This is a genomic window from Streptomyces pseudovenezuelae (assembly GCF_001513955.1).
Taxonomy (GTDB): domain Bacteria; phylum Actinomycetota; class Actinomycetes; order Streptomycetales; family Streptomycetaceae; genus Streptomyces; species Streptomyces pseudovenezuelae.
Map to the genome: position 1 here is coordinate 513,375 of NZ_KQ948145.1, position 21,229 is coordinate 534,603.

A 21,229-nucleotide genomic window follows, 5' to 3' on the forward strand; every position below is an offset into this window, starting at 1 on the left:
CCGCACGACCGGGGGTGCCACGGCCTGGGGGCCACCCCGAGACGCCACTGTTACGGGAGAGACACCGGGGAAGGCTGCCGTACCCTCGACCCATGTCGCTCTACGCCGCTTACGCCGGCAACCTCGACGCGCGGCTGATGACCCGCCGCGCCCCGCACTCGCCGATGCGCGCCACGGGGTGGCTGAACGGGTGGCGGCTGACCTTCGGGGGCGAGCACATGGGCTGGGAGGGCGCCCTCGCGACGATCGTCGAGGACCCCCTGTCCCAGGTGTTCGTGGCGCTCTACGAGATCGCCCCCGCCGACGACGAGTCGATGGACCGGTGGGAAGGCGTCGGTCTGGACATCTACCGCCGCACGCGCATGCGCGTCCACACCCTGGAGGGTGAGGAGCACGCCTGGACGTACGTCCTGAACGGCTACGAGGGCGGCCTGCCCTCCGCCCGCTACCTGGGCGAGATCGCGGACGCGGCGGAGTCCGCGGGCGCGCCCCACGACTACGTGATGGAACTGCGCAAGCGCCCCTGCTGAGGCACACGCGTCCCCGGCGGGCCGATTGGTTGGAAACGACAAGACAACGATCGCCATCCCGTCAGCTCTGTCATCTACGCGCGTAGGCCCGGACCGGCTACCCTCATGCGCGTGAACGCATCTCTTCTTCCGGACGACATCCAGGGCGACCCGCACGCCGCCGCCGACGCCGCCGCCGCGCGCCTGCGCGAACTGACCGGCGCCGAGACCCACGACGTCGCCCTCGTGATGGGCTCCGGCTGGGCACCGGCCGTGGACGCCCTCGGTGCCCCCGACGCCGAGTTCCAGGTCACCGAGCTGCCCGGTTTCCCGCCGCCGGCGGTGGAGGGACACGGCGGCAAGATCCGCTCGTACCGGATCGGTGAGAAGCGGGCCCTGGTCTTCCTCGGCCGCACCCACTACTACGAGGGCCGCGGCGTCGCGGCGGTGGCCCACGGTGTGCGCACCGCGGTCGCGGCCGGCTGCAAGACGATCGTCCTCACCAACGGCTGCGGCGGCCTCCGCGAGGGCATGCGCCCCGGCCAGCCGGTCCTGATCAGCGACCACATCAACCTCACGGCGACCTCCCCGATCATCGGCGCGAACTTCGTCGACCTGACCGATCTCTACTCCCCCCGCCTGCGCGCCCTGTGCAAGGAGATCGACCCGACCCTGGAAGAGGGCGTCTACGCCCAGTTCCCCGGCCCGCACTACGAGACCCCGGCCGAGATCCGCATGGCCCGCGTCATCGGCGCGGACCTGGTGGGCATGTCGACGGTCCTCGAAGCGATCGCCGCCCGCGAGGCGGGTGCGGAGATCCTGGGCATCTCCCTGGTGACGAACCTCGCCGCGGGCATGACGGGTGAGCCGCTGAACCACGAGGAGGTTCTGCAGGCGGGCCGTGACAGCGCGACCCGGATGGGGTCACTGCTGGCGCGGGTGCTCGGCCGCATCTGACAGCCCGCCGGGCGGGTACAGGTGCGTCGTGGCTGGTCGCGCAGTTCCCCGCGCCCCTAGTGCCGCGACGAACCGTTGGCCGGGTACGGCGGCAAGGGGACGGGGTGGGGGGTGTCCGCCCGCAGCGGCCGGCGTCCGTTACAGAGGACAGCCAAAGCAGCAGAACCGCCGGACCGAGGACGGACACCCCCCACCCCGGCCCCGACCCCACCACAAACCCACCCCCCCAGGGGCGCGGGGAACTGCGCAAAACGCCCGCCCCCACCGGACCCGCAGACGACCGACTACGAGAGGCTGACCGAACCGTGCACGACGATCTCATCGCCCGGGCAAGGACCTGGCTCGCCGAGGACCCCGACCCGGACACCCGCGACGAGCTCGCGGGACTCCTCGACGCCGGAGACGTCACCGAACTGACCGCCCGCTTCAGCGGCACCCTCCAGTTCGGCACCGCCGGCCTCCGCGGCGAACTCGGCGCGGGTCCGATGCGCATGAACCGCGCGGTCGTCATCCGAGCCGCCGCCGGCCTCGCCGCGTACCTCAAGAAGCACGGCAGCCCCGACGGCGTCGTCGTCATCGGCTACGACGCCCGCCACAAGTCCGAGGACTTCGCGAGGGACACCGCGGCCGTGATGACCGGCGCCGGCCTGAAGGCAGCCGTCCTCCCCCGCCCCCTCCCCACCCCCGTCCTCGCGTACGCGATAAGGCACCTCGGCGCGGTCGCCGGCGTGGAGGTCACCGCCAGCCACAACCCGCCCCGCGACAACGGCTACAAGGTCTACCTCGGCGACGGCTCCCAGATCGTCCCGCCCGCGGACGCGGAGATCGCGGCCGAGATCCAGGCGATCACGTCCCTGAACGACGTCCCCCGCCCCGACACCGGCTGGGAGACCCTCGACGACAGCGTCCTGGACGCCTACCTCGCCCGCACGGACGCCGTGCTCGCCGAGCACTCCCCCCGCACCGCCCGCACGGTCTACACGGCGATGCACGGAGTCGGCAAGGACACCCTCCTCGCCGCGTTCGCACGGGCCGGCTTCCCCACCCCGGACCTCGTCGCGGAACAGGCCGACCCCGACCCCGACTTCCCGACCGTCGCCTTCCCCAACCCGGAGGAGCCCGGCGCGATGGACCTGGCCTTCGCGAAGGCGAGGGAGACGGACCCGGACCTGATCATCGCGAACGACCCCGACGCGGACCGCTGCGCGGTGGCCGTCAAGGAAAAGGACAACACCTGGCGCATGCTCCGCGGCGACGAGGTGGGCGCCCTCCTCGCCGCCCACCTGGTGAACCGCGGAGCACAGGGCACCTTCGCCGAGTCGATCGTCTCCTCCTCCCTCCTCGGCCGGATCGCCGAGAAGGCGGGCCTGCCCCACGAGGAGACCCTCACCGGCTTCAAGTGGATCGCCCGCGTGGAGGGCCTGCGCTACGGCTACGAGGAGGCCCTCGGCTACTGCGTGGACCCCGAGGGCGTACGGGACAAGGACGGCATCACCGCGGCCCTCCTCATCACGGAGCTCGCCTCGGAGCTGAAGGAGGAGAACCGCACGCTCCCCGACCTCCTCGACGACCTCGCCGTGACCCACGGCCTGCACGCCACGGACCAGCTCTCGGTCCGCGTGGAGGACCTGTCGATCATCGCGACGGCGATGGAACGACTGCGCGAGCACCCTCCGACGGAGCTGGCCGGCCTGCCCGTCACCGAGGCGGAGGACCTCACCCGCGGCACGGACCGGCTCCCGCCCACCGACGGCCTGCGCTACACCCTCACCGGCGCCCGGGTCATCGTCCGCCCGAGCGGCACCGAGCCGAAGCTCAAGTGCTACCTGGAAGTGGTCGTCCCGGTCGCCGCCCACGCCGACCTCCCGGCGGCCCGCGCCAGGGCGACGGACCTCCTGACCGCCATCAAGCGGGACCTGTCGGCGGCAGCGGGCATCTGAAGGGGCCGGCAGCGGCCCGACACCTGAGCCGAGGGGCGGCCCCCGTCCGGGCCGCCCCTCCCCCTTCGGCAACCCTGCCGGTGCCGGCACTTCTGCTCGCCCCACACCCCGGACCACCCCCCGCAAGGCCACCGCAAGGCCACCGCAAGGTGCCGGTACATCTGTTCACCCCACGGCATCCCGGAAGCCGTTACCCCACAGCCGCCAGAATCGTCACGAGCACCGCACCCGCCACCGCCGGTCCCACGATCTCGTACGCCCACCGCACGGAAACCTCGCCCTGCGAGGCCTTCGCCTTCCCCCGGGCCTCCAGCCTCTCGCGCAGTTCGTCCATGATCCTGTCGGTCTCGGCCCGCACGGGCCGCTCCGGGACGGACGTACGGCCGCCGAAGGCGTCCGCCTGCATGCCGCCGCCGAGCAGGCCGAGGCCCCTGCCGGGACGGCGGGTGTCGGACGGCCGGGCCGCCTGCCTCGCCGCCTGCCGCGCCGCCTTCTTGCGGCCGCGCAGGGAGACCGGGATCGCCCACAGCTGGTACTTGGTGCCGGACTCGACCAACACCTCGTTGGAGTAGCCGGAGCGGAACATCTCGACCTGTCCCCACGGGATCACGATCACGCGGAAGGGGTTGCGGATGCGCAGCCGGTCGTCGTTGGCGAAGACGGCCGGGCGCAGGGTGAACGCGACCACCAGCGGCACGACGAGGATCATGGCGGCGAGCGCCAGCCACGGTGTGCGGCCGGTGCCGGAGACGACGGCGTCGACACCGAGCCAGCCGATGATGACGAGGAGAAGGAAACCGCCGATCAGCGCCATGGGTGAGCGGTAGATGTGGTCCCTGGACTCGGGGGGTGCGGTCGTCATGAGGCCGATCCTAAGCGCCGTCCGGCTGCGTGCCCGTGTGCGGGTGCCCTGAGAACCCGCTCCTCGGGGTGTACAGCCGCTACGCGCGTAGATATGCTCGTCTGGTGACCATGCCCACCACTGCATCAGCCGCACACCCGCTCACGGACGTGACCGCGTCCGACAGCAGTCTGCGCCGGTTCCTTCACGGGCTGCCCGGCGTGGACGCGGTCGGCCTGGAGGCGCGTGCCGCCTCGCTCGGTACGCGTTCCATCAAGACGACCGCGAAGGCGTTCGCCATCGACCTCGCCATCTCGATGGTCGACCTGACGACGCTGGAAGGCGCGGACACCCCGGGCAAGGTCCGGGCGCTCGGCGCCAAGGCGGTCCGCCCCGATCCGACCGACCGGACGGCCCCCGCGACCGCGGCCGTCTGCGTCTATCCGGACATGGTGGCCGTCGCCAAGGAGGCCGTCGCCGGTTCCGGCGTCAAGGTCGCCTCCGTGGCCACCGCCTTCCCGGCCGGCCGCGCCGCCCTCGACGTCAAGCTGGCCGACGTGCGCGACGCCGTGGCCGCCGGTGCCGACGAGGTCGACATGGTCATCGACCGCGGGGCGTTCCTCGCGGGCAAGTACCTCAAGGTGTACGACGAGATCGTCGCCGTGCGTGAGGCCTGCGGTACGGCCGCCCGGCTCAAGGTCATCTTCGAGACCGGCGAGCTGTCGACGTACGACAACATCCGCCGCGCGAGCTGGCTCGGCATGCTGGCGGGCGCGGACTTCATCAAGACGTCCACCGGCAAGGTCGCGGTCAACGCCACTCCCGCGAACACCCTGCTGATGCTGGAGGCGGTGCGCGACTACCGCGCCCAGACCGGCGTGCAGGTGGGCGTGAAGCCGGCGGGCGGTATCCGCACCACCAAGGACGCGATCAAGTTTCTCGTCCTGGTCAACGAGACCGTCGGCGAGGACTGGCTGGACAACCACTGGTTCCGCTTCGGCGCCTCCTCGCTCCTGAACGACCTGCTGATGCAGCGTCAGAAGCTGGCCACCGGCCGCTACTCCGGCCCCGACTACGTGACGGTGGACTGATCACCATGGCACCTGCATCCGCATTCGAGTACGCCCCGGCACCCGAGTCCCGCTCGGTCGTCGACATCGCCCCCTCCTACGGGCTGTTCATCGACGGCGAGTTCGTGGAGGCCGCCGACGGCAAGGTCTTCAAGACCGTCTCGCCGTCCACCGAGGAAGTCCTCTCCGAGATCGCCCAGGCCGGTTCCGAGGACGTCGACCGCGCGGTGAAGGCCGCCCGCAGGGCCTTCGAGAAGTGGTCGGCGCTGCCCGGCTCCGAGCGCGCCAAGTACCTGTTCCGCATCGCCCGGATCATCCAGGAGCGCAGCCGCGAGCTCGCCGTCCTGGAGACGCTGGACAACGGCAAGCCCATCAAGGAGACCCGCGACGCCGACCTCCCGCTGGTCGCCGCGCACTTCTTCTACTACGCGGGCTGGGCCGACAAGCTGGAGCACGCCGGGTTCGGCGCGAGCCCGAAGCCCCTCGGCGTGGCCGGCCAGGTCATCCCGTGGAACTTCCCGCTCCTGATGCTGGCCTGGAAGATCGCCCCGGCGCTGGCGACCGGCAACACCGTCGTCCTCAAGCCCGCCGAGACCACCCCGCTGTCCGCCCTGTTCTTCGCGGACGTCTGCCGCCAGGCGGGCCTGCCCAGGGGTGTCGTCAACATCCTTCCGGGCTACGGCGACACGGGCGCCGCGCTCGTCGCGCACCCGGACGTCAACAAGGTGGCCTTCACCGGCTCCACCGCCGTGGGCAAGGAGATCGCGCGGACCGTCGCCGGCACCCGCAAGAAGATCACCCTCGAACTGGGCGGCAAGGGCGCCAACATCGTCTTCGACGACGCCCCGATCGACCAGGCCGTCGAGGGGATCGTCAACGGCATCTTCTTCAACCAGGGCCAGGTCTGCTGCGCGGGCTCCCGGCTGCTGGTCCAGGAGTCGATCCAGGACGAGCTGCTGGACTCCCTCAAGCGCCGCCTGTCCACCCTGCGCCTCGGCGACCCGCTGGACAAGAACACCGACATCGGCGCGATCAACTCCGCCGAACAGCTCTCGCGGATCACCTCGCTCGTCGAGAAGGGCGCGGCCGAGGGCGCCGAGCCCTGGTCCCCGGAGTGCGAACTGCCGTCTTCCGGCTACTGGTTCGCCCCGACGCTCTTCACGAACGTCACCCAGGCGCACACCATCGCCCGTGACGAGATCTTCGGCCCGGTCCTGTCGGTCCTCACCTTCCGTACCCCGGACGAGGCCGTCGCCAAGGCCAACAACACGCAGTACGGCCTGTCGGCGGGCATCTGGACGGAGAAGGGCTCGCGGATCCTGGCCGTGGCCAACAAGCTCCGGGCCGGGGTCGTCTGGTCCAACACGTTCAACAAGTTCGACCCGACGTCGCCGTTCGGCGGCTACAAGGAGTCGGGCTTCGGCCGCGAGGGCGGCCGCCACGGCCTGGAGGCGTACCTCGATGTCTGACCGACTTTCCGTGCTGAAGACCTACAAGCTGTACGTCGGCGGGAAGTTCCCGCGTTCCGAGAGCGGCCGGGTGTACGAGGTGACGGACTCCAAGGGCAAGTGGCTGGCGAACGCCCCGCAGTCCAGCCGCAAGGACGCCCGTGACGCGGTCGTGGCCGCGCGCAAGGCCTTCGGCGGCTGGGCCGGCGCGACGGCGTACAACCGCGGCCAGGTCCTGTACCGCGTCGCGGAGATGCTGGAGGGCCGCAGGGCGCAGTTCGTCCACGAGGTGGCCGACGCCGAGGGCCTGTCGAAGTCGAAGGCGGCCGAGCAGGTCGCGGCGACGATCGACCGCTGGGTCTGGTACGCGGGCTGGACCGACAAGATCGCCCAGGTGGTCGGCGGCGGCAACCCGGTGGCCGGACCGTACTTCAACCTGTCCTCGCCCGAGCCGACGGGCGTGGTGGCCGTCCTGGCCCCGCAGGAGTCGTCGTTCCTGGGCCTGGTCTCGGTGCTGGCCCCGGTGATCGCCACGGGCAACACGGCGGTCGTGATCGCTTCGGAGAGGTCCCCCCTGCCCGCCCTCTCCCTGGGCGAGGTCCTGGCCACCTCCGACGTCCCCGGCGGCGTGGTCAACGTCCTGTCCGGCCGTACGGCGGAGATCGCGACTCCCCTCGCCTCCCACCAGGACGTCAACGCGATCGATCTGGCGGGCGCGGACGAGGTCCTCGCGAAGGAGCTGGAGATCGCGGCGGCGGACAACCTGAAGCGGGTTCTGCGTCCACAGCCTGTGGACGACTGGGCGGCGACTCCGGGCATCGACCGGTTGACGGCGTTCCTGGAGACGAAGACGGTGTGGCACCCGACCGGGTCGCTGGGCGCGTCCGGCTCCGCGTACTGACACCGGACCACGACACGGCACAGCCGCGCCTGCCCCTCCGCCAGGGGCAGGCGCGGCTGTGCGCCGAAGCGGCCTCGGTGCCGGTTCAGTTGCTCAGCAGTCCCGTGACCGGGCCCACCACCGGCATGCTCCCGATCGACTGTGCCTGCGCGACCGGGGCCGTCAACGCCTGCGAGGTCAGCGGCTGGAAGTCCGCCAGCTGGGTCCCCAGCCCGTTGTCGAGCGGGTCCACTCCCGTCCCCGCCAGCGGGTTCGGCTTGAGGCCGGCGACCGGGCCGGTGACGTAGCCGACCGTGCCGGTGAGGGAGCGGAGTCCGGCCTGGGGGTCGATGTTGCCGAGCGAGGTGGGCCGGGTGTGCAGCACGTCGACGAGCGGCTCGGAGTCCGCGGCGGCCGCCCCGGCGCCTGCGCCGAGAGCGACACCCGCGGCGGCGAGAGCGGTGAGGGTGCGCTGGGCGGTCGGGTTCGCGTGTCGGGCCATCGTTTCTGCCACCTTTTCCGTGCACTGGGTAAGCGTGTCGACACGAAGGGTAGTTGAGGTGTGACGCGCGCTTCAAAGCCAACCCGCGGGGTCGATGAACGGCAGGTGAATGCCTCACACTGGTGTCCCGTGAGTTCCCAACCGCCCATACCGACGCGAGTCGTGCTGCTCTGCGGCCCCTCCGGCTCCGGCAAGTCCCTTCTCTCGGCCCGTTCCGGTCTTCCGGTCCTCAGGCTCGACGACTTCTACAAGGAGGGCGACGACCCGACGCTGCCGCTGGTGGCGGGGAGCTCCGACATCGACTGGGACCACCCTCTGTCGTGGGACGCGGACACCGCGGTGGCGGCGATCGTCGACCTGTGCCGCACGGGCCGTACGAAGATCCCGGTCTACGACATCTCGCTGAGCGCCCGCACCGGCGAGGAGTCGGTCGAGATGGACCGGACCCCACTGTTCATCGCGGAGGGCATCTTCGCCGCCGAGATCGTCACCCGCTGCCGGGAGCTCGGTGTGCTGGCCGACGCGCTGTGCCTGAGCCGCGGCCCGGTGCGCACCTTCCGCCGCCGGTTCCTGCGGGATCTGCGCGAGGGCCGCAAGTCCGTGCCGTTCCTGCTGCGCCGCGGCTGGCGGCTGATGCGCCGGGAGCGCTCGATCATCGCCCGCCAGACCGCGCTCGGCGCCCACCGCTGCGACAAGGACGAGGCCCTCGGCCGGCTCGCCGCCGCGGCAGCGGGCCGCCGCCCGGCGGCGACTCCGGCGGCCTGAGCGACCCGGCCGAACGACTTCGGCGCCTTCTCCGTCGTAGGACCGGAAACGGATCCCCGCGGAAAGGAAGCCGATGACACGTGCGCGGCTGGTCATGACGGTGGCGGTGCTGGTGGCGGCCGCCGGCTGCACAGCGGACACGGCGGACGGCGGGTCGGCGGCCTCCTGCGCGGGGGTGGTGAGCTTCGAGGGCCGGCGCTATCTGCCGAGCGGCAGAACCGACTTCACGGCGGGCGAGAGGCTGGGCACCGCCACGGTCGCCGCGTGCGACGACACACCGGGCGACGACGAGGTCGCGGTCCCCGAGGACACCACCGCCGCCTACGCGGTCGAGGGGCGGGACCGCGCCGAGGCGGTCGCCGTCGGTGACACGCCCGCCGAGGCGCGGCTCATGGAGGTCCAGCGCTGAGCGCACACCGAAAGCGGGACCGGACGGCCCCCCGGCCTTCCAGTCCCGCTTCTCGGTGCTTCCCCCGTGACCCCGTTGTTCCCCCCACGGGTACCGGCCCCCCAGCCGGTACCCCTGGTCCCCCGTTTTCCTTGCGCTCCCCCCAACCCTCAGGCCACGAGCTCCCCGAAGGCGTTCTCCTCGTCACGGCCGAAGCTGAGGACCTCGTCCTCGCGCAGGCGGCGCAGGGACCGCCAGATGCTGGACTTCACCGTGCCGACACTGATGTCGAGGATCTCCGCGATCTCCGGGTCGGTGCGGCCCTCGTAGTAACGAAGGACCAGCATCGTGCGCTGGAGTTCGGGGAGCCGGGCGAGCGCCTGCCACAGGACCGCGCGCAGCTCGGTGCCGCGCATCGCGTCCGTGTCGCCGGGCGTCTCCGGCAGTTCCTCGGTCGGGTATTCGTTCAGCTTGCGGCGGCGCCACGCGCTGATGTGCAGGTTCGTCATGGTGCGGCGGAGGTAGCCCCCGACCGCGGCCTTGTCGCTGATCCGGTCCCACGCCTTGTACGTCGAGAACAGCGCGCTCTGCAGCAGGTCCTCGGCCTCGAAGCGGTCACCGGTCAGGTGGTAGGCGGTTGCGTACAGGGAGGCGCGGCGCTCCTGGACGTAGGCGGTGAACTCCGCCTCCGACAGCGAACGACGCTCCCCCGTGTCCTCCCTGTACGACGATCCCCCGTGCGATTCCCCCGTGCTGGTGTCAACCACCGACATGTACGCGGTGTGCTGACGCCCGGTGCCGCGAGCGCACCCCCGCCCGCTCACGGCACCGGACTTCTCGGAACCCCGGGTCACGTCGTGCAGTCGCGTGACCACTGCGCTGGTGCTGATGCTGTGCAGCGTGTTCATCTCGCGCCCCCCGTCGTGGACTTCCGGTGTTCGGTCTGCTCGGGCGGTGCTGCCTTGCCCGTGCCGAAAAGCTTGCCGCCGCACCTTCATGGCCGTGTCCGCCGACTGTCACAGACCTGTCACAGGGGCCCGTCCCAGGAATTGCACAGCGGACCCACTGACGGGTGCCGTAAGGACTGCCTGTCCCCACAGGTCGAACCGCACCCCCTCCATGGGCCAGAATGAGCCCGTGCCTTCCCTGTTGCTGATCGAGGACGACGACGCCATCCGTACGGCCCTGGAACTGTCTCTGACGCGCCAGGGACACCGGGTCGCCACCGCTGCCACCGGTGAGGACGGCCTCAAACTGCTGCGTGAGCAGCGGCCGGACCTGATCGTGCTGGATGTGATGCTGCCCGGAATCGACGGGTTCGAGGTGTGCCGGCGCATCCGGCGCACGGACCAGTTGCCGATCATCCTGCTGACCGCGCGCAACGACGACATCGACGTGGTGGTCGGCCTGGAGTCCGGCGCCGACGACTATGTCGTCAAGCCGGTGCAGGGCCGGGTGCTGGACGCCCGGATCCGGGCCGTGCTGCGGCGCGGGGAGCGGGAGTCGAACGACTCGGCGTCCTTCGGCTCGCTCGTCATCGACCGCGCGGCCATGACCGTGACGAAGAACGGCGAGGACCTCCAGCTCACTCCGACCGAGCTCAGGCTGCTGCTGGAGCTGAGCCGGCGGCCCGGCCAGGCGCTGTCCCGCCAGCAGCTGCTGCGGCTGGTGTGGGAGCACGACTACCTCGGTGACTCACGCCTGGTGGACGCCTGTGTGCAGCGGCTGCGCGCCAAGGTCGAGGACGTGCCGTCGTCCCCGACGCTGATCCGTACCGTGCGGGGCGTGGGCTACCGGCTGGACTCGCCTCAGTGACCGAAGCGCAAGGGGGGTTCCGCGACTGGTTCGCGGCGCGCAGGGGTGTGTGGTCACGGCTGCGTTTCACCAGTCTGCGGCTGCGTCTTGTCGTCGTGTTCGGCCTGGTGGCGCTGACCGCCGCCGTGTCCGCGTCCGGGATCGCCTACTGGCTCAACCGCGAGGCGGTGCTCACCCGCGCCCAGGACGCGGTCCTGCGGGACTTCCAGCAGGAGATGCAGAACCGCGCGGGCGCCCTGCCCGAGGACCCCACGCAGGACGAACTCCAGCAGGCGGCCGGGCAGATGGCGGGCAGCAGCCAGCGCTTCAGCGTGCTGCTCGTGGCCTCCGACGCCAAGGGCCGGACGGTGTACGGCAATTCGGGCGCCCTGGACGGCTTCACGCTCCAGGACGTGCCGGTGTCACTGCGCGAGGCGGTGAACGAGAAGCAGCAGGTCGACTCCGCCAACAAGTACGCCTATCACCTGTACTGGCAGCGGACCGTCGACCACGACACGCCGTATCTGGTCGCCGGGACACGGGTGATCGGCGGCGGCCCGACGGGCTACATGCTCAAGTCCCTCGAACCGGAGGCCAAGGACCTCAACTCCCTGGCCTGGTCGCTGGGTATCGCCACCGGGCTGGCCCTGATCGGCTCCGCGCTGCTCGCGCAGGCCGCCGCGACGACCGTACTGAAGCCGGTGCACCGGCTGGGAGTCGCCGCCCGGCGGCTCGGCGAGGGCAGGCTGGACACCCGGCTCCGGGTCTCGGGCACCGACGAACTCGCGGACCTGTCGAGGACGTTCAACTACGCGGCCGAGGCGCTGGAGAAGCGGGTCGAGGACATGTCGGCGCGCGACGACGCCTCCCGGCGGTTCGTGGCGGACATGAGCCATGAGCTGCGCACGCCGCTCACCGCGATCACCGCCGTCACGGAGATCCTGGAGGAGGAGCTGGAGGCCGAGTCCGGCTCGATGGACCCGATGATCGAGCCGGCCGTGCGGCTGGTGGTCAGCGAGACCCGCAGGCTGAACGACCTCGTCGAGAACCTCATGGAGGTCACCCGCTTCGACGCGGGCACGGCCCGGCTGGTGCTGGACGACGTGGACCTGGCCGACCAGATCACCGCCTGCATCGACGCGCGGGCGTGGCTGGACGCGGTGGACCTGGACGCCGAGCGCGGCATCCACGCCCGTCTCGACCCGCGGCGCCTCGACGTGATCCTGGCCAACCTGATCGGCAACGCCCTCAAGCACGGCGGCTCCCCGGTGCGGGTCTCGGTGCGTGCCGCGGCCGACGAGGTCGTCATCGGGGTGCGCGACCACGGTCCCGGCATCCCCGAGGACGTCCTCCCGCATGTCTTCGACCGCTTCTACAAGGCCAGCGCCTCCCGCCCCCGCTCCGAGGGCAGCGGCCTCGGCCTCTCGATCGCCCTGGAGAACGCCCACATCCACGGCGGTGAGATCACCGCGGAGAACTCCCCCGACGGAGGTGCCGTCTTCACGCTGCGGCTTCCCCGGGACGCCTCGGCGCTGGCGGAACAGCTCATGGAGGCCAAGAAGGACGACGCCGGGGCGAAGAAGGGGGACGCGTGATGCGCCCGCTGGGACGACGCGAGGAGAGGGCGGGCACGCCGCGTGCCGGGCGGAGGGTGCTGCGGCTGCTGACGCTCCCGCTGCTCGGTCTGCTGGTCGCCGGGTGCGGGATCCGGCCCACCGAGGTGCCCACCGACTTCGGGCCGGCGCCCTCACGGGTGCGGTGTTCGCTGGCCGAGCCGGACGCCTCGGAGCCGGCCACGCACGGGCTGGCCGTGCAGGTGTTCCTGCTGTGCGGGGCGTCACTGGTGGCCGTGGACCGGAGCCTGCGGGTCCCGGACGGCACCGCCGACTCCGAGCGCCGGGTGCTGGTCGCCCAGGGGCTCCTCGACCAGCTCGCCGAGACGCCGTCGGCGGCGGAGCGGGACGCCGGGTACCAGACGTATGTGCGCGGCGGCATGACCGTCGGCGGGCCGCGCCCCAAGGACCCCGAGGACACGCTCCGGCTGAGCACCCCGCCCGCCGAGCTCTCCGCCTACGCCCTGGCCCAGGTCGTGTGCACCTTCTCCGACTCGGCCGCGGCCGAGGGCGACGGCTCCGTCATCCTCGGCGGCCCCTCGGCCACGCCACCGCGCCGCTACGACTGCACGGACGAGGTCCGTTCCCAGCCGGGCAGCCACCAGCCGCCGTCGACCGAGGTGACGGGCGGCTGACGCGGGGCCGGCCACCACGTGTGGCGCAGGCCTCACCCAGGTACCTCGGGGTGTTCCGGAACCGATCGTGCCGAGCGGGGCGTCTTGGGGATCGTGCAGCGTCAAGGCTTCGTCGGCGGCGATACCGTCCTTCGCGTCCGTGTGGCAGGAGGTGCCCTCCTGGTCGCACACCTCGCGTTCGTCGCCTGGTTCACGCTGCGGCCGCTGGACGTGCCCTGGGTCGTCCCGGCCAACCTGCACCCCTTCGCCGGCATCCGCGCCGACCTCGCCCTCGGCGGGCAGGAGGCGGCCCGCCGGATCGGCGAGGGGCTCGCGCTCCTGGCCCCGCTCGGCTTCCTGCTCCCGATGGTGCACGGCCGCCTGTGGGCGTCCACGGTCGGTTCCCTGATCCGCACCTGTGCCGCGGGCGCGCTGATCTCCCTGGGCATAGAGCTGCTCCAGACCGGCGTCCCCGGCCAGGTCGTCGACATCGACTCCCTGTTCCTGAACACCGCGGGCGTGGCCCTCGCGCACCTCGCGTTCGTGCCGGCGGTGCGCCAGTCGCTCCGCCGCAGGAGCGAGCACCGGCGGCGCGCCACCGTCCGCCAGGAGGAGCCGGCTCAGGGTAGGACCCCGACGATTCCCAGGGTCGGGATCGCACCGTAGAGCGACGCTGTGTGGCGTTCGTCTCCGTAGCGTTGAAGACAGCTGGAGAGGGTCACCCGGACCCGACCACCGACGCTCACGAAGGAGCCGCAATGTCCCGCCTCGCCCGCCCCACCGACGGCCGCATGATCGGCGGAGTGTGTGCCGCGCTGGCACGGCGCTTCGGCACCTCCGCGACCACGATGCGCGTGATCTTCCTGGTGTCCTGTCTGCTGCCGGGCCCGCAGTTCCTGCTCTACATCGCCCTGTGGATCCTGTTCCCCTCGGAGGAGAAGGCCCGGACCGCCTGGTGACGCCCGGTACGAAGACGCCGGTGGGGCGCACCCCCGAGATCTCGGGGGTGCGCCCCACCGGCGCGTGCGAGGAGCGGGGGCTCAGCCGAGCGGCAGTCCGTTGAGGCCGGTGCCGCTGCCGGGCAGCACCTGGCCGACCGGCAGGCCGCCCAGGAGGCCGGCGACGGGCCCGGTCGGGCCGTCGGCGAGGACCTTCTCGAGCGCGGGCTGCGCGGCCGACAGGCCCGTGCCCACCGCCGGCTGGGCCTGCGCCAGCGCCTCACCGGCGCCCGGCAGCGTCTTGGTGACGTTCTCGGTGGGGAGCCCCTGGGAGACGGAGCCGAGCGCCTGGGTGGCGTCCGGGACCGCCGGAGCGGCGTTCGCGGCACCCGCGCCGGCGGCGGCGAAGGCGGCACCGAGGGCGGCGACACCGAGGGTCTTGGCAGCAGACTGCTTCATGAAATGCGTCCTCGAAATGGGTTTACGGGATGTCAGCGGTCCATGACCGTAAACACGGGAACCCGTCCGCTGCAAACATCGAAATGCGGACGGATTGTGAACACCCGCCCGCATTCCGCACCCGAGGTTTTCCCCGATCAGCCCCTGTCGTCCACAGAACCGCTGGTGGAGGCGGTCTGCTGGAACAGCCATTCGGACTTCAGCTCGGCATATCCGGGCTTGATGACGTCATTGATCATCGCTAGTCGTTCATCGAAAGGAATGAACGCTGATTTCATCGCATTGACGGAGAACCACTGCATGTCGTCGAGTGAATAACCGAACGCCTCGACAAGGTGCTCGAATTCCCGGCTCATGCTGGTGCCGGACATCAGCCGGTTGTCGGTGTTCACGGTGGCCCGGAAGTGCAGGCGCCGCAGGAGCCCGATCGGGTGCTCGGCGTACGACGAGGCGGCCCCGGTCTGCAGATTGGAGCTGGGGCACAGCTCCAGCGGGATCCGCTTGTCGCGCACGTAGGAGGCGAGCCGTCCGAGCTTGACCGTGCCGTCCTCGTGGACCTGGATGTCGTCGATGATGCGCACGCCGTGGCCGAGCCGGTCGGCGCCGCACCACTGCAGGGCCTGCCAGATGGACGGCAGCCCGAAGGCCTCGCCGGCGTGGATGGTGAAGTGGTTGTTCTCGCGCTTCAGGTACTCGAAGGCGTCGAGGTGCCGGGTGGGCGGGTACCCGGCCTCCGCGCCCGCGATGTCGAACCCGACGACGCCCAGGTCGCGGTAGCGGTTGGCGAGCTCGGCGATCTCCAGGGCCCGGGCCGCGTGCCGCATGGCGGTGAGCAGGGCGCCGACGCGGATGCGGTGGCCGTTCGCCCTGGCCCGGCGCTCGCCTTCGCGGAAGCCCTCGTTGACGGCCTCGACGACCTCTTCGAGGGTCAGGCCCTGCTGCAGGTGCTGCTCGGGGGCGTAGCGCACCTCGGCGTAGACGACGCCGTCCTCGGCGAGGTCCTCGGCGCACTCGGCGGCCACCCGCACCAGTGCCTCACGGGTCTGCATGACGCCGACGGTGTGCGAGAAGGTCTCCAAGTACCGTTCCAGCGAACCGGAGTCGGCGGCTTCCCGGAACCAGACGCCCAGCCGGTCCGCGTCGTCCTCGGGGAGTCCGGCGTACCCGCCCTCCCGGGCGAGATCGACGACCGTGCCGGGGCGCAGCCCGCCGTCGAGGTGATCGTGCAGCAGAACCTTGGGTGCTCGGCGGATCTGGTCCGAGCTCGGGGAGTTCCCCATCCGGTCAGTCTGGCTCGTCATCTGGGCACTCTAACTCCTACGCGCGTAGAGCGCTCCCTGTACGAATCCGCCGATACGTAACGGTGACCGCCCCGCCCCGTGTCGTACACCCGGGCTTCTGACACTGTTCTGCCATGGCACAGCAAGCGACGCCGGTGCGCAGCGCCCGACTGGGCAGGACACTCGGCCCGGAGCCGTCGGCGGTGAGCGGGGTGGTGCTGCTCCTCCCGGGCGGCGACGAGACCTCCCTGCGCAGACCCGCCTCGATGCGACTCCCCTCCGCCGTCAGGGCGTTGGGACGACGACTCGCCCGTGCGGGGCACGCCGACGGGCTCGCGGCCCACCTCGTGCACTACCGCTATCGCGGCTGGAACGGCAGCGAGGCACATCTCGCGCACGACGCCACCTGGGCGGCCGACGAGGTCGTACGGCGCTACGGCGACGTCCCCGTGTCCCTGGTCGGCGTCGACATGGGCGCACGGGCCGCGCTGCGGGCGGGCGGGCACGAGGCCGTCAACTCCGTGGTCGCGATCGCTCCTTGGCTGCCGGAGCAGGACATGGCGGCCGCCTCCGAACCGGTCAGGCAGCTCGTGGGACGGCGGGTGCTGATCGTGCACGGGACCAACGACCAGGAGGTCGACCCCGAGTTGTCGTTCCGGCTCGCGTCCCGGGCGAAGAAGGCGAACCGGGAGGTGTGCCGGTTCGAGGTGCACTCCGACGGGCACGGGCTGCACCAGTACCGGGCCGAAGTCCAGGCCCTGACCGAGGACTTCGTGATGGGGGCGCTGTTCGGGCGGGTGCTGTCCCGGCCGGTCCAGGACGCGCTGGCCGCGCCTCCGCCGCTGGGACTGCGGATGCCGCTCGCCTCGGGGTTCGGGCGGCGGCGGTAGGTCACGGCAGCAGGTTCCCCCGTCTCGACAGCAGGAACTTCTTGAAGGCGGCCACCGGCGGCGTGTCCGGGTGGCCGTCGAGCCAGGCGACGCCGATCTCGCGGGCCGCCCGGGGGGCCGTGACCGTCAGTTCCACGACTCCCGGGCGGGGGAAGGCCGGGGGCGGCAGGAGGGCGACGCCCAGGCCCGCCGCCACCAGCCCCCGCAGCGTCTCCGCCTCCTCACCCTCGAAGGCGATCCTCGGCTTGAAGCCGGCTTCCTGGCACAGGTCGTCGGTGATGCGGCGCAGGCCGTAGCCGGGCTCCAGGGTGACGAAGGACTCCTCGGCGGCCTCGGCGAGGCGGACCCGCCTGCGGGCCGCGAGGGGGTGGTCGGCGGGGACCACGAGCCGCAGCTTCTGCTCGTCGAGGCGCCGGGCGACGAGGTCGGGGGCGTCCGGGACCGGGGAGGTCAGGCACAGGTCCAGCTCGCCCGCCCGCAGGCGTTCGATCATCGCCTCGCCGTAGTTCTGGACCAGGCTGAAGCGGACGCGGGGATGGTCGGCGCGGAAGGCCCGGATGAGGCCGGGGACCGTCTCCGAACCCATGGTGTGCAGAAAGCCGAACGCGACCTTGCCGGTGGCCGGGTCGGCGTCGGCGCGGACCTCGTCGGCGGCCCGCCGGATCTCGCCCAGGGCGCGTTCCACGGAGCCGAGGAAGGTGCGGCCGGCGGGGGTGAGGGAGACCGTGCGGCCGATACGGGCGAACAGGTCGACGCCGAGGTCCTGTTCGAGGCGGACCATGGCCCGGGAGAGCGTCGACTGGGGTACGTCCATCTCCTGGGCGGCGCGGGTGACGTGCTCGGTGCGGGCCACGCCGGCGAAGTAGGCGAGCCGCGGGGCCAGCAACATCACCATGTCTTCTGTGTCACTGGACGGTGACAGGCGCGGCTGTGACCTCTGCTGATGCTCCATGGGAATGATTATGGCGAATCCATGCATTGGACGGATGAGCGGAGCCGTACGTAACTTCGAGGCATGCCTGCCAGTACCGAGGCGTCCACCCGCGTGGACGCCGCATTCCCCGCCTCCGCTGCCGTCGACACCCGTCTGACCCCGGGCGGCCCCGGCTACCGACGGATGAGCTTCGCCCTCTTCCTCGCCGGCGTCGCGACCTTCGCGCTGCTGTACTCCACGCAGGCCCTTCTCCCGCTGATCTCCGGCGAGTTCGGGGTCGCGGCGAGCGAGGCGAGCTGGACGGTGGCGGCGGCGACCGGCGGTCTGGCGCTGTTCGTCCTCCCGATGAGCGCCTTCTCCGAGCGCTTCGGACGCCGTACGGTCATGACGGCCTCACTGGCGGTCGCGGTGACCGTCGGGATCCTCGTCCCCTTCGCTCCCTCCCTGCCCGCGCTGGTCGCCCTGCGGGCGGTGCAGGGTGCGGCGCTGGCCGGGCTGCCCGCCTCCGCCACGGCGTATCTCGCCGAGGAGGTCCGCCCGAAGGCACTGGTCACGGCGATCGGCCTGTTCGTCGCGGGCAACAGCGTGGGCGGGATGAGCGGCCGGGTCATCACCGGCTGGGTCGCGCAGGAGTGGGGCTGGCGGGTGGCCGTCGGGGTCATCGGCGCGCTCGCGGTGGCCTGCGCGGTGGCGTTCCGCCTGCTGCTGCCGGCGCCGCGGCACTTCAAGCCGGGTTCCCTGAAGCCGGGGGTCCTGCTGGGCACGGTCCGCGAGCACCTCGCCGACCCCCTCCTGCGCCGCCTGTACGCCATCGGCGCGCTGTTCATGACCGTCTTCGGCGGCGTGTACACGGTGATCGGGTACCGGCTGACCGAGGCGCCCTTCTCGCTCCCCCAGGGCATCGTCGGCTCGATCTTCCTGGTCTACCTGGTGGGCACGGTGTCCGCGTCGACGGCGGGCCGACTGGTGGGCCGCCTGGGCCGCCGGGGCGCGCTGTACGCGGCCGGCGGTACGACGGCGGCAGGTCTGCTCCTGTCCCTCGCGAGCTCGCTCCCCCTGGTCCTCCTCGGCCTGGTCCTGATCACCGGCGGCTTCTTCGCGGGCCACGCGGTGGCGTCCTCGGCGGTCGGCAAGACGGCCACCCACGGCCGCGCCCAGGCCTCGGCCCTCTACCAGTCCGCCTACTACATCGGCTCCAGCGCGGGCAGCACGGTCGGCGCGCTCGCCTTCCACGCGGGCGGCTGGACCGGCACGGTCGGGGTCGGACTGCTGGCGGTGCTCGGCGTGGTGTCGATCACCGTCCTCGGAACACGTGCGGCCCGGGCCCAGCAGCGGCTCGCCACGGCCTGAGCCGCACGCCCCCTTTCCCCCCGGTCGAGGTCGGTCGACCGGGGGGATCGACTTTGCGCCTTGGCGGGGCGAGGGCCAGGCCTGTACCGGCGGGGCGACTGTCCGTTTGAGCCCTCGGGAGTGCCGGCGGGGCGACTGTCCCTTTCAGCCCTCGGGAGTGCCGGCGGGGCGGCTGTCCCTTTCAGCCCTCGGGAGTGCCGGCGGGGCGACTGTCCCTTTCAGCCCTCGGGAGTGCCGGCGGGGCGACTGTCCGCTTCAGGGCACGGCGATGCCGGCGGGGCGACTCTTCCCGTCAGCGCTCGGCAGTACGGGCGGGCGGCGCTCCCTTTCGCCCCCCCCGGAACCGGCGGGGCGGCTTTCCCGTTCCGCCCCTCCGGTCCCCACGGGACGACTGCCCCTTCCGCCCCTCCAGAGCCAACGTGACAGCTGCCCCAGTCCGCGCCCCCGGATCCAGCCGGATGGCTGTCCCTTCCAGCCCCAGCGGTGCCGGCGGGGGCGGCTGCCCCCTTTAAGCCCCTCCGGCGTTTGAGGAGCGGGGGTCCGGGGGCGGAGCCCCTGGGAGCGGGGGCGAGGGGGCAGCGGCCCCTGGGGACGGGACGGGAAGGGGCGGCGGGGGCGAAAACCCTCTGACCTGCACGTTCACCCACTCGGCACGCCATTGTCAGACCCCTGCGGTAGTTTCCGAGTACTGGGCGCAAAGGCGCGACGCAGCACGGCCACAGGGGTGGGTGGACGATGACGGACACTACGGCGACGACGACAGACCTCGACATCAGGCTCGAGAAGCACCGCACCGAGCTGACGGGGTACTGCTACCGCATGCTCGGCTCCTCCTTCGAGGCCGAGGACGCCGTGCAGGACACGATGGTGCGGGCCTGGCGGAGCTACGACAAGTTCGAGGGCCGCTCCAGCCTCCGCTCCTGGCTCTACCGCATCGCGACAAACGTCTGCCTGGACATGCTGACGGCAGGCAACAAGCGCGCCCGCCCCATGGACCTCACCGAGTCGACGCCCCTCGCCCAGGCCGCCCTCTCCCCCCGCCCCGACCACACCTGGCTGGAACCGATGCCGGACAACCGCATCCTGCCGACCGTCGAGGACCCGGCGGACGCGGCGGTCGCCAAGGAGACCGTACGGCTCGCCTTCATGGCCGCCCTCCAGCAACTGCCGCCCAAGCAGCGCGCGGTGCTGATCCTGCGCGAGGTGCTGGCCTGGAAGGCGAGCGAGGTCGCCGAACTGCTCGACACCTCCGTCGCCTCGGTCAACAGCGCCCTCCAGCGCGCCCGTGCCACCCTCGCCGAGCGGGAGGAGCACGGCGCCGACGCGGCCGTGTCCGACCCGCTGGACGAGGAGCAGCAGAAGCTCCTGGAGCGCTATGTGAAGGCGTTCGAGGGGTATGACATGACGGCGCTGACGGCCCTCCTCCACGAGGACGCCATCATGACGATGCCGCCGTTCGACCTGTGGCTGACGGGCCACGACGACATCACGGGCTTCATGACGACCCTGGGCTCGGCCTGCGAGGGCTCCCGTCTGCTGCCGGTGCAGGTCAACGGCCTGCCGGGGTTCGCCCAGTACAAGCCGGACCCGGAGAAGGGCGGCTACAGCCCCTGGGCGGTCCAGGTGCTGGAGATCTCAGACGGCCGGCTCACCGGGTTCCACTTCTTCCTCGACACCCAGCGCTGGTTCCCCCTGTTCGACCTGCCCCTCCACCTCGAAGGGGAGGCCGACGAGGTCAAGGAGGGCAGGTAGCGCGGGATCGGGGTGGCGCAGCCTGATCCGGCCCCCGGCGCGCCGGGCCGCGAGCTGGAGCCGGGCGAGCAGGTCGACGGTGCCCAGGCCCGGCGGTCCGAGCCCGGCGACGTCGCACACCACGACGCCGGCCCGGGTCGTCCGCAACAGCGCCCGGACCTCGTCGCCCAGCCCCCTCACCTCGTCCCGGGTGACGGGGCCGGCCAACACGAGTACAGCGGGTGTCATGGCGTCCACGATCGGTAGACCTGGCGGGCGGGCGTAATTCATCGGCCGCCGCCTCCACCGCGCGGGAAGGATCACGT

23 protein-coding genes are annotated in these 21,229 nt (G+C 71.7%); 16 read left to right on the forward strand and 7 right to left on the reverse strand.

Features of this window, described 5'->3' with window-relative positions; genetic code table 11:
* Positions 1-92: 92 nt before the first annotated feature.
* From AQI94_RS09695 to AQI94_RS09705, 3 genes are all read left to right on the forward strand, one after another.
* A complete protein-coding gene (locus tag AQI94_RS09695) occupies positions 93-530 on the forward strand; it encodes a gamma-glutamylcyclotransferase (RefSeq protein WP_007384315.1) in 438 nt (145 codons plus the stop codon).
* Positions 531-641: 111 nt separating this feature from the next.
* The gene (locus tag AQI94_RS09700) at positions 642-1,466 is read left to right on the forward strand and encodes a purine-nucleoside phosphorylase (RefSeq protein WP_031047694.1); all 825 of its coding nucleotides are present in this window, start codon (positions 642-644) and stop codon (positions 1,464-1,466) included.
* 305 nt (positions 1,467-1,771) lie between these two features.
* Positions 1,772-3,406: a phospho-sugar mutase gene (locus AQI94_RS09705; RefSeq protein ID WP_031051219.1), complete on the forward strand. Its 1,635-nt coding sequence runs from the start codon at positions 1,772-1,774 to the stop codon at positions 3,404-3,406.
* A 190-nt stretch (positions 3,407-3,596) separates the two neighbouring features.
* On the opposite strand, the gene AQI94_RS09710 is transcribed toward AQI94_RS09705, so the two are convergent.
* The gene (locus AQI94_RS09710; RefSeq protein WP_031051218.1) at positions 3,597-4,268 is read right to left on the reverse strand and encodes a PH domain-containing protein; all 672 of its coding nucleotides are present in this window, start codon (positions 4,266-4,268) and stop codon (positions 3,597-3,599) included.
* 110 nt (positions 4,269-4,378) lie between these two features.
* Here AQI94_RS09710 and deoC point away from each other — a divergent pair, with 110 nt between their 5' ends.
* Genes deoC through AQI94_RS09725 form a run of 3 tightly spaced genes read left to right on the forward strand, consistent with a single transcriptional unit; the run spans position 4,379 to position 7,666 of the window.
* Positions 4,379-5,338: a deoxyribose-phosphate aldolase gene (gene deoC, locus AQI94_RS09715; RefSeq protein WP_031051215.1), complete on the forward strand. Its 960-nt coding sequence runs from the start codon at positions 4,379-4,381 to the stop codon at positions 5,336-5,338.
* 5 nt (positions 5,339-5,343) lie between these two features.
* Positions 5,344-6,786: an aldehyde dehydrogenase family protein gene (locus AQI94_RS09720; protein ID WP_031051213.1), complete on the forward strand. Its 1,443-nt coding sequence runs from the start codon at positions 5,344-5,346 to the stop codon at positions 6,784-6,786.
* A complete protein-coding gene (locus AQI94_RS09725) occupies positions 6,779-7,666 on the forward strand; it encodes an aldehyde dehydrogenase family protein (RefSeq protein WP_031051211.1) in 888 nt (295 codons plus the stop codon). Before AQI94_RS09720 ends, AQI94_RS09725 begins: the two co-directional genes overlap by 8 nt.
* Positions 7,667-7,751: 85 nt before the next feature.
* On the opposite strand, the gene AQI94_RS09730 is transcribed toward AQI94_RS09725, so the two are convergent.
* Positions 7,752-8,147 carry a hypothetical protein gene (locus tag AQI94_RS09730; RefSeq protein ID WP_031051209.1) on the reverse strand — a complete coding sequence of 132 codons (396 nt, stop codon included), beginning with the start codon at positions 8,145-8,147 and terminating at the stop codon, positions 7,752-7,754.
* A 60-nt stretch (positions 8,148-8,207) separates the two neighbouring features.
* On the opposite strand from AQI94_RS09730, the gene AQI94_RS09735 reads away from it, so the two are divergent.
* Positions 8,208-8,912 carry a uridine kinase family protein gene (locus AQI94_RS09735; protein ID WP_079062536.1) on the forward strand — a complete coding sequence of 235 codons (705 nt, stop codon included), beginning with the start codon at positions 8,208-8,210 and terminating at the stop codon, positions 8,910-8,912.
* Between the two features lie 73 nt (positions 8,913-8,985).
* Positions 8,986-9,321, forward strand: coding sequence for a DUF6281 family protein (locus AQI94_RS09740; protein ID WP_031051982.1), 336 nt, complete (start codon positions 8,986-8,988; stop codon positions 9,319-9,321).
* A 149-nt stretch (positions 9,322-9,470) separates the two neighbouring features.
* Here AQI94_RS09740 and AQI94_RS09745 read toward each other — a convergent pair whose 3' ends face one another.
* Entirely contained in the window at positions 9,471-10,208 is a 738-nt protein-coding gene (locus AQI94_RS09745) for a SigE family RNA polymerase sigma factor (protein WP_031051979.1), read from the reverse strand.
* Positions 10,209-10,437: 229 nt separating this feature from the next.
* On the opposite strand from AQI94_RS09745, the gene afsQ1 reads away from it, so the two are divergent.
* From afsQ1 to AQI94_RS09770, 5 genes are all read left to right on the forward strand, one after another.
* The gene (afsQ1, locus tag AQI94_RS09750) at positions 10,438-11,115 is read left to right on the forward strand and encodes a two-component system response regulator AfsQ1 (RefSeq protein ID WP_185806505.1); all 678 of its coding nucleotides are present in this window, start codon (positions 10,438-10,440) and stop codon (positions 11,113-11,115) included.
* On the forward strand, positions 11,112-12,689 hold the full coding sequence (locus AQI94_RS09755; protein WP_031051976.1) for a sensor histidine kinase: 1,578 nt from the start codon (positions 11,112-11,114) through the stop codon (positions 12,687-12,689). The genes afsQ1 and AQI94_RS09755 overlap by 4 nt, the downstream gene beginning before the upstream one ends.
* The gene (locus tag AQI94_RS09760) at positions 12,689-13,342 is read left to right on the forward strand and encodes a hypothetical protein (RefSeq protein WP_051832546.1); all 654 of its coding nucleotides are present in this window, start codon (positions 12,689-12,691) and stop codon (positions 13,340-13,342) included. The genes AQI94_RS09755 and AQI94_RS09760 overlap by 1 nt, the downstream gene beginning before the upstream one ends.
* 93 nt (positions 13,343-13,435) lie before the next feature.
* The gene (locus AQI94_RS09765) at positions 13,436-13,987 is read left to right on the forward strand and encodes a VanZ family protein (protein ID WP_031051971.1); all 552 of its coding nucleotides are present in this window, start codon (positions 13,436-13,438) and stop codon (positions 13,985-13,987) included.
* Positions 13,988-14,079: 92 nt separating this feature from the next.
* The gene (locus AQI94_RS09770; RefSeq protein ID WP_020118749.1) at positions 14,080-14,280 is read left to right on the forward strand and encodes a PspC domain-containing protein; all 201 of its coding nucleotides are present in this window, start codon (positions 14,080-14,082) and stop codon (positions 14,278-14,280) included.
* Positions 14,281-14,361: 81 nt separating this feature from the next.
* Here AQI94_RS09770 and AQI94_RS09775 read toward each other — a convergent pair whose 3' ends face one another.
* Entirely contained in the window at positions 14,362-14,718 is a 357-nt protein-coding gene (locus AQI94_RS09775) for a hypothetical protein (protein WP_062229686.1), read from the reverse strand.
* A gap of 137 nt (positions 14,719-14,855) precedes the next feature.
* Positions 14,856-16,019, reverse strand: coding sequence for an adenosine deaminase (locus tag AQI94_RS09780; RefSeq protein ID WP_031052384.1), 1,164 nt, complete (start codon positions 16,017-16,019; stop codon positions 14,856-14,858).
* A 113-nt stretch (positions 16,020-16,132) separates the two neighbouring features.
* Between AQI94_RS09780 and AQI94_RS09785 the strand changes: the two genes are divergently transcribed.
* A complete protein-coding gene (locus AQI94_RS09785) occupies positions 16,133-16,888 on the forward strand; it encodes a dienelactone hydrolase family protein (protein WP_031052386.1) in 756 nt (251 codons plus the stop codon).
* Between the two features lies 1 nt (position 16,889).
* Here the strand turns inward: AQI94_RS09785 and AQI94_RS09790 are convergent, their stop codons facing one another.
* Entirely contained in the window at positions 16,890-17,840 is a 951-nt protein-coding gene (locus AQI94_RS09790) for a LysR family transcriptional regulator (protein WP_031052388.1), read from the reverse strand.
* A gap of 63 nt (positions 17,841-17,903) precedes the next feature.
* Between AQI94_RS09790 and AQI94_RS09795 the strand changes: the two genes are divergently transcribed.
* Both AQI94_RS09795 and AQI94_RS09800 read left to right on the forward strand, forming a co-directional pair.
* Entirely contained in the window at positions 17,904-19,172 is a 1,269-nt protein-coding gene (locus AQI94_RS09795; protein ID WP_031052390.1) for an MFS transporter, read from the forward strand.
* A gap of 735 nt (positions 19,173-19,907) precedes the next feature.
* A complete protein-coding gene (locus AQI94_RS09800) occupies positions 19,908-20,924 on the forward strand; it encodes a sigma-70 family RNA polymerase sigma factor (protein WP_031058976.1) in 1,017 nt (338 codons plus the stop codon).
* On the opposite strand, the gene AQI94_RS42650 is transcribed toward AQI94_RS09800, so the two are convergent.
* Complete coding sequence (locus AQI94_RS42650) at positions 20,808-21,194, reverse strand: STAS domain-containing protein (protein WP_158806463.1); 387 nt, start codon at positions 21,192-21,194, stop codon at positions 20,808-20,810. The two genes, AQI94_RS09800 and AQI94_RS42650, sit on opposite strands and share 117 nt — an antisense overlap.
* Between the last annotated feature and the right edge of the window lie 35 nt (positions 21,195-21,229).

Excerpts from the sequence above, each read along its gene's own strand:
- AQI94_RS09695 (WP_007384315.1), top strand. The coding sequence starts at position 93 with ATGTCGCTCTACGCCGCTTACGCCGGCAACCTCGACGCGCGGCTGATG.
- AQI94_RS09710 (WP_031051218.1), bottom strand. The coding sequence starts at position 4,268 with ATGACGACCGCACCCCCCGAGTCCAGGGACCACATCTACCGCTCACCC.
- deoC (WP_031051215.1), top strand. The coding sequence starts at position 4,379 with ATGCCCACCACTGCATCAGCCGCACACCCGCTCACGGACGTGACCGCG.
- AQI94_RS09720 (WP_031051213.1), top strand. The coding sequence starts at position 5,344 with ATGGCACCTGCATCCGCATTCGAGTACGCCCCGGCACCCGAGTCCCGC.
- AQI94_RS09725 (WP_031051211.1), top strand. The coding sequence starts at position 6,779 with ATGTCTGACCGACTTTCCGTGCTGAAGACCTACAAGCTGTACGTCGGC.
- AQI94_RS09730 (WP_031051209.1), bottom strand. The coding sequence starts at position 8,147 with ATGGCCCGACACGCGAACCCGACCGCCCAGCGCACCCTCACCGCTCTC.
- AQI94_RS09740 (WP_031051982.1), top strand. The coding sequence starts at position 8,986 with ATGACACGTGCGCGGCTGGTCATGACGGTGGCGGTGCTGGTGGCGGCC.
- AQI94_RS09745 (WP_031051979.1), bottom strand. The coding sequence starts at position 10,208 with ATGAACACGCTGCACAGCATCAGCACCAGCGCAGTGGTCACGCGACTG.
- AQI94_RS09760 (WP_051832546.1), top strand. The coding sequence starts at position 12,689 with ATGCGCCCGCTGGGACGACGCGAGGAGAGGGCGGGCACGCCGCGTGCC.
- AQI94_RS09770 (WP_020118749.1), top strand. The coding sequence starts at position 14,080 with ATGTCCCGCCTCGCCCGCCCCACCGACGGCCGCATGATCGGCGGAGTG.
- AQI94_RS09775 (WP_062229686.1), bottom strand. The coding sequence starts at position 14,718 with ATGAAGCAGTCTGCTGCCAAGACCCTCGGTGTCGCCGCCCTCGGTGCC.
- AQI94_RS09780 (WP_031052384.1), bottom strand. The coding sequence starts at position 16,019 with ATGACGAGCCAGACTGACCGGATGGGGAACTCCCCGAGCTCGGACCAG.
- AQI94_RS09785 (WP_031052386.1), top strand. The coding sequence starts at position 16,133 with ATGGCACAGCAAGCGACGCCGGTGCGCAGCGCCCGACTGGGCAGGACA.
- AQI94_RS09790 (WP_031052388.1), bottom strand. The coding sequence starts at position 17,840 with ATGGAGCATCAGCAGAGGTCACAGCCGCGCCTGTCACCGTCCAGTGAC.
- AQI94_RS09795 (WP_031052390.1), top strand. The coding sequence starts at position 17,904 with ATGCCTGCCAGTACCGAGGCGTCCACCCGCGTGGACGCCGCATTCCCC.
- AQI94_RS09800 (WP_031058976.1), top strand. The coding sequence starts at position 19,908 with ATGACGGACACTACGGCGACGACGACAGACCTCGACATCAGGCTCGAG.
- AQI94_RS42650 (WP_158806463.1), bottom strand. The coding sequence starts at position 21,194 with ATGAATTACGCCCGCCCGCCAGGTCTACCGATCGTGGACGCCATGACA.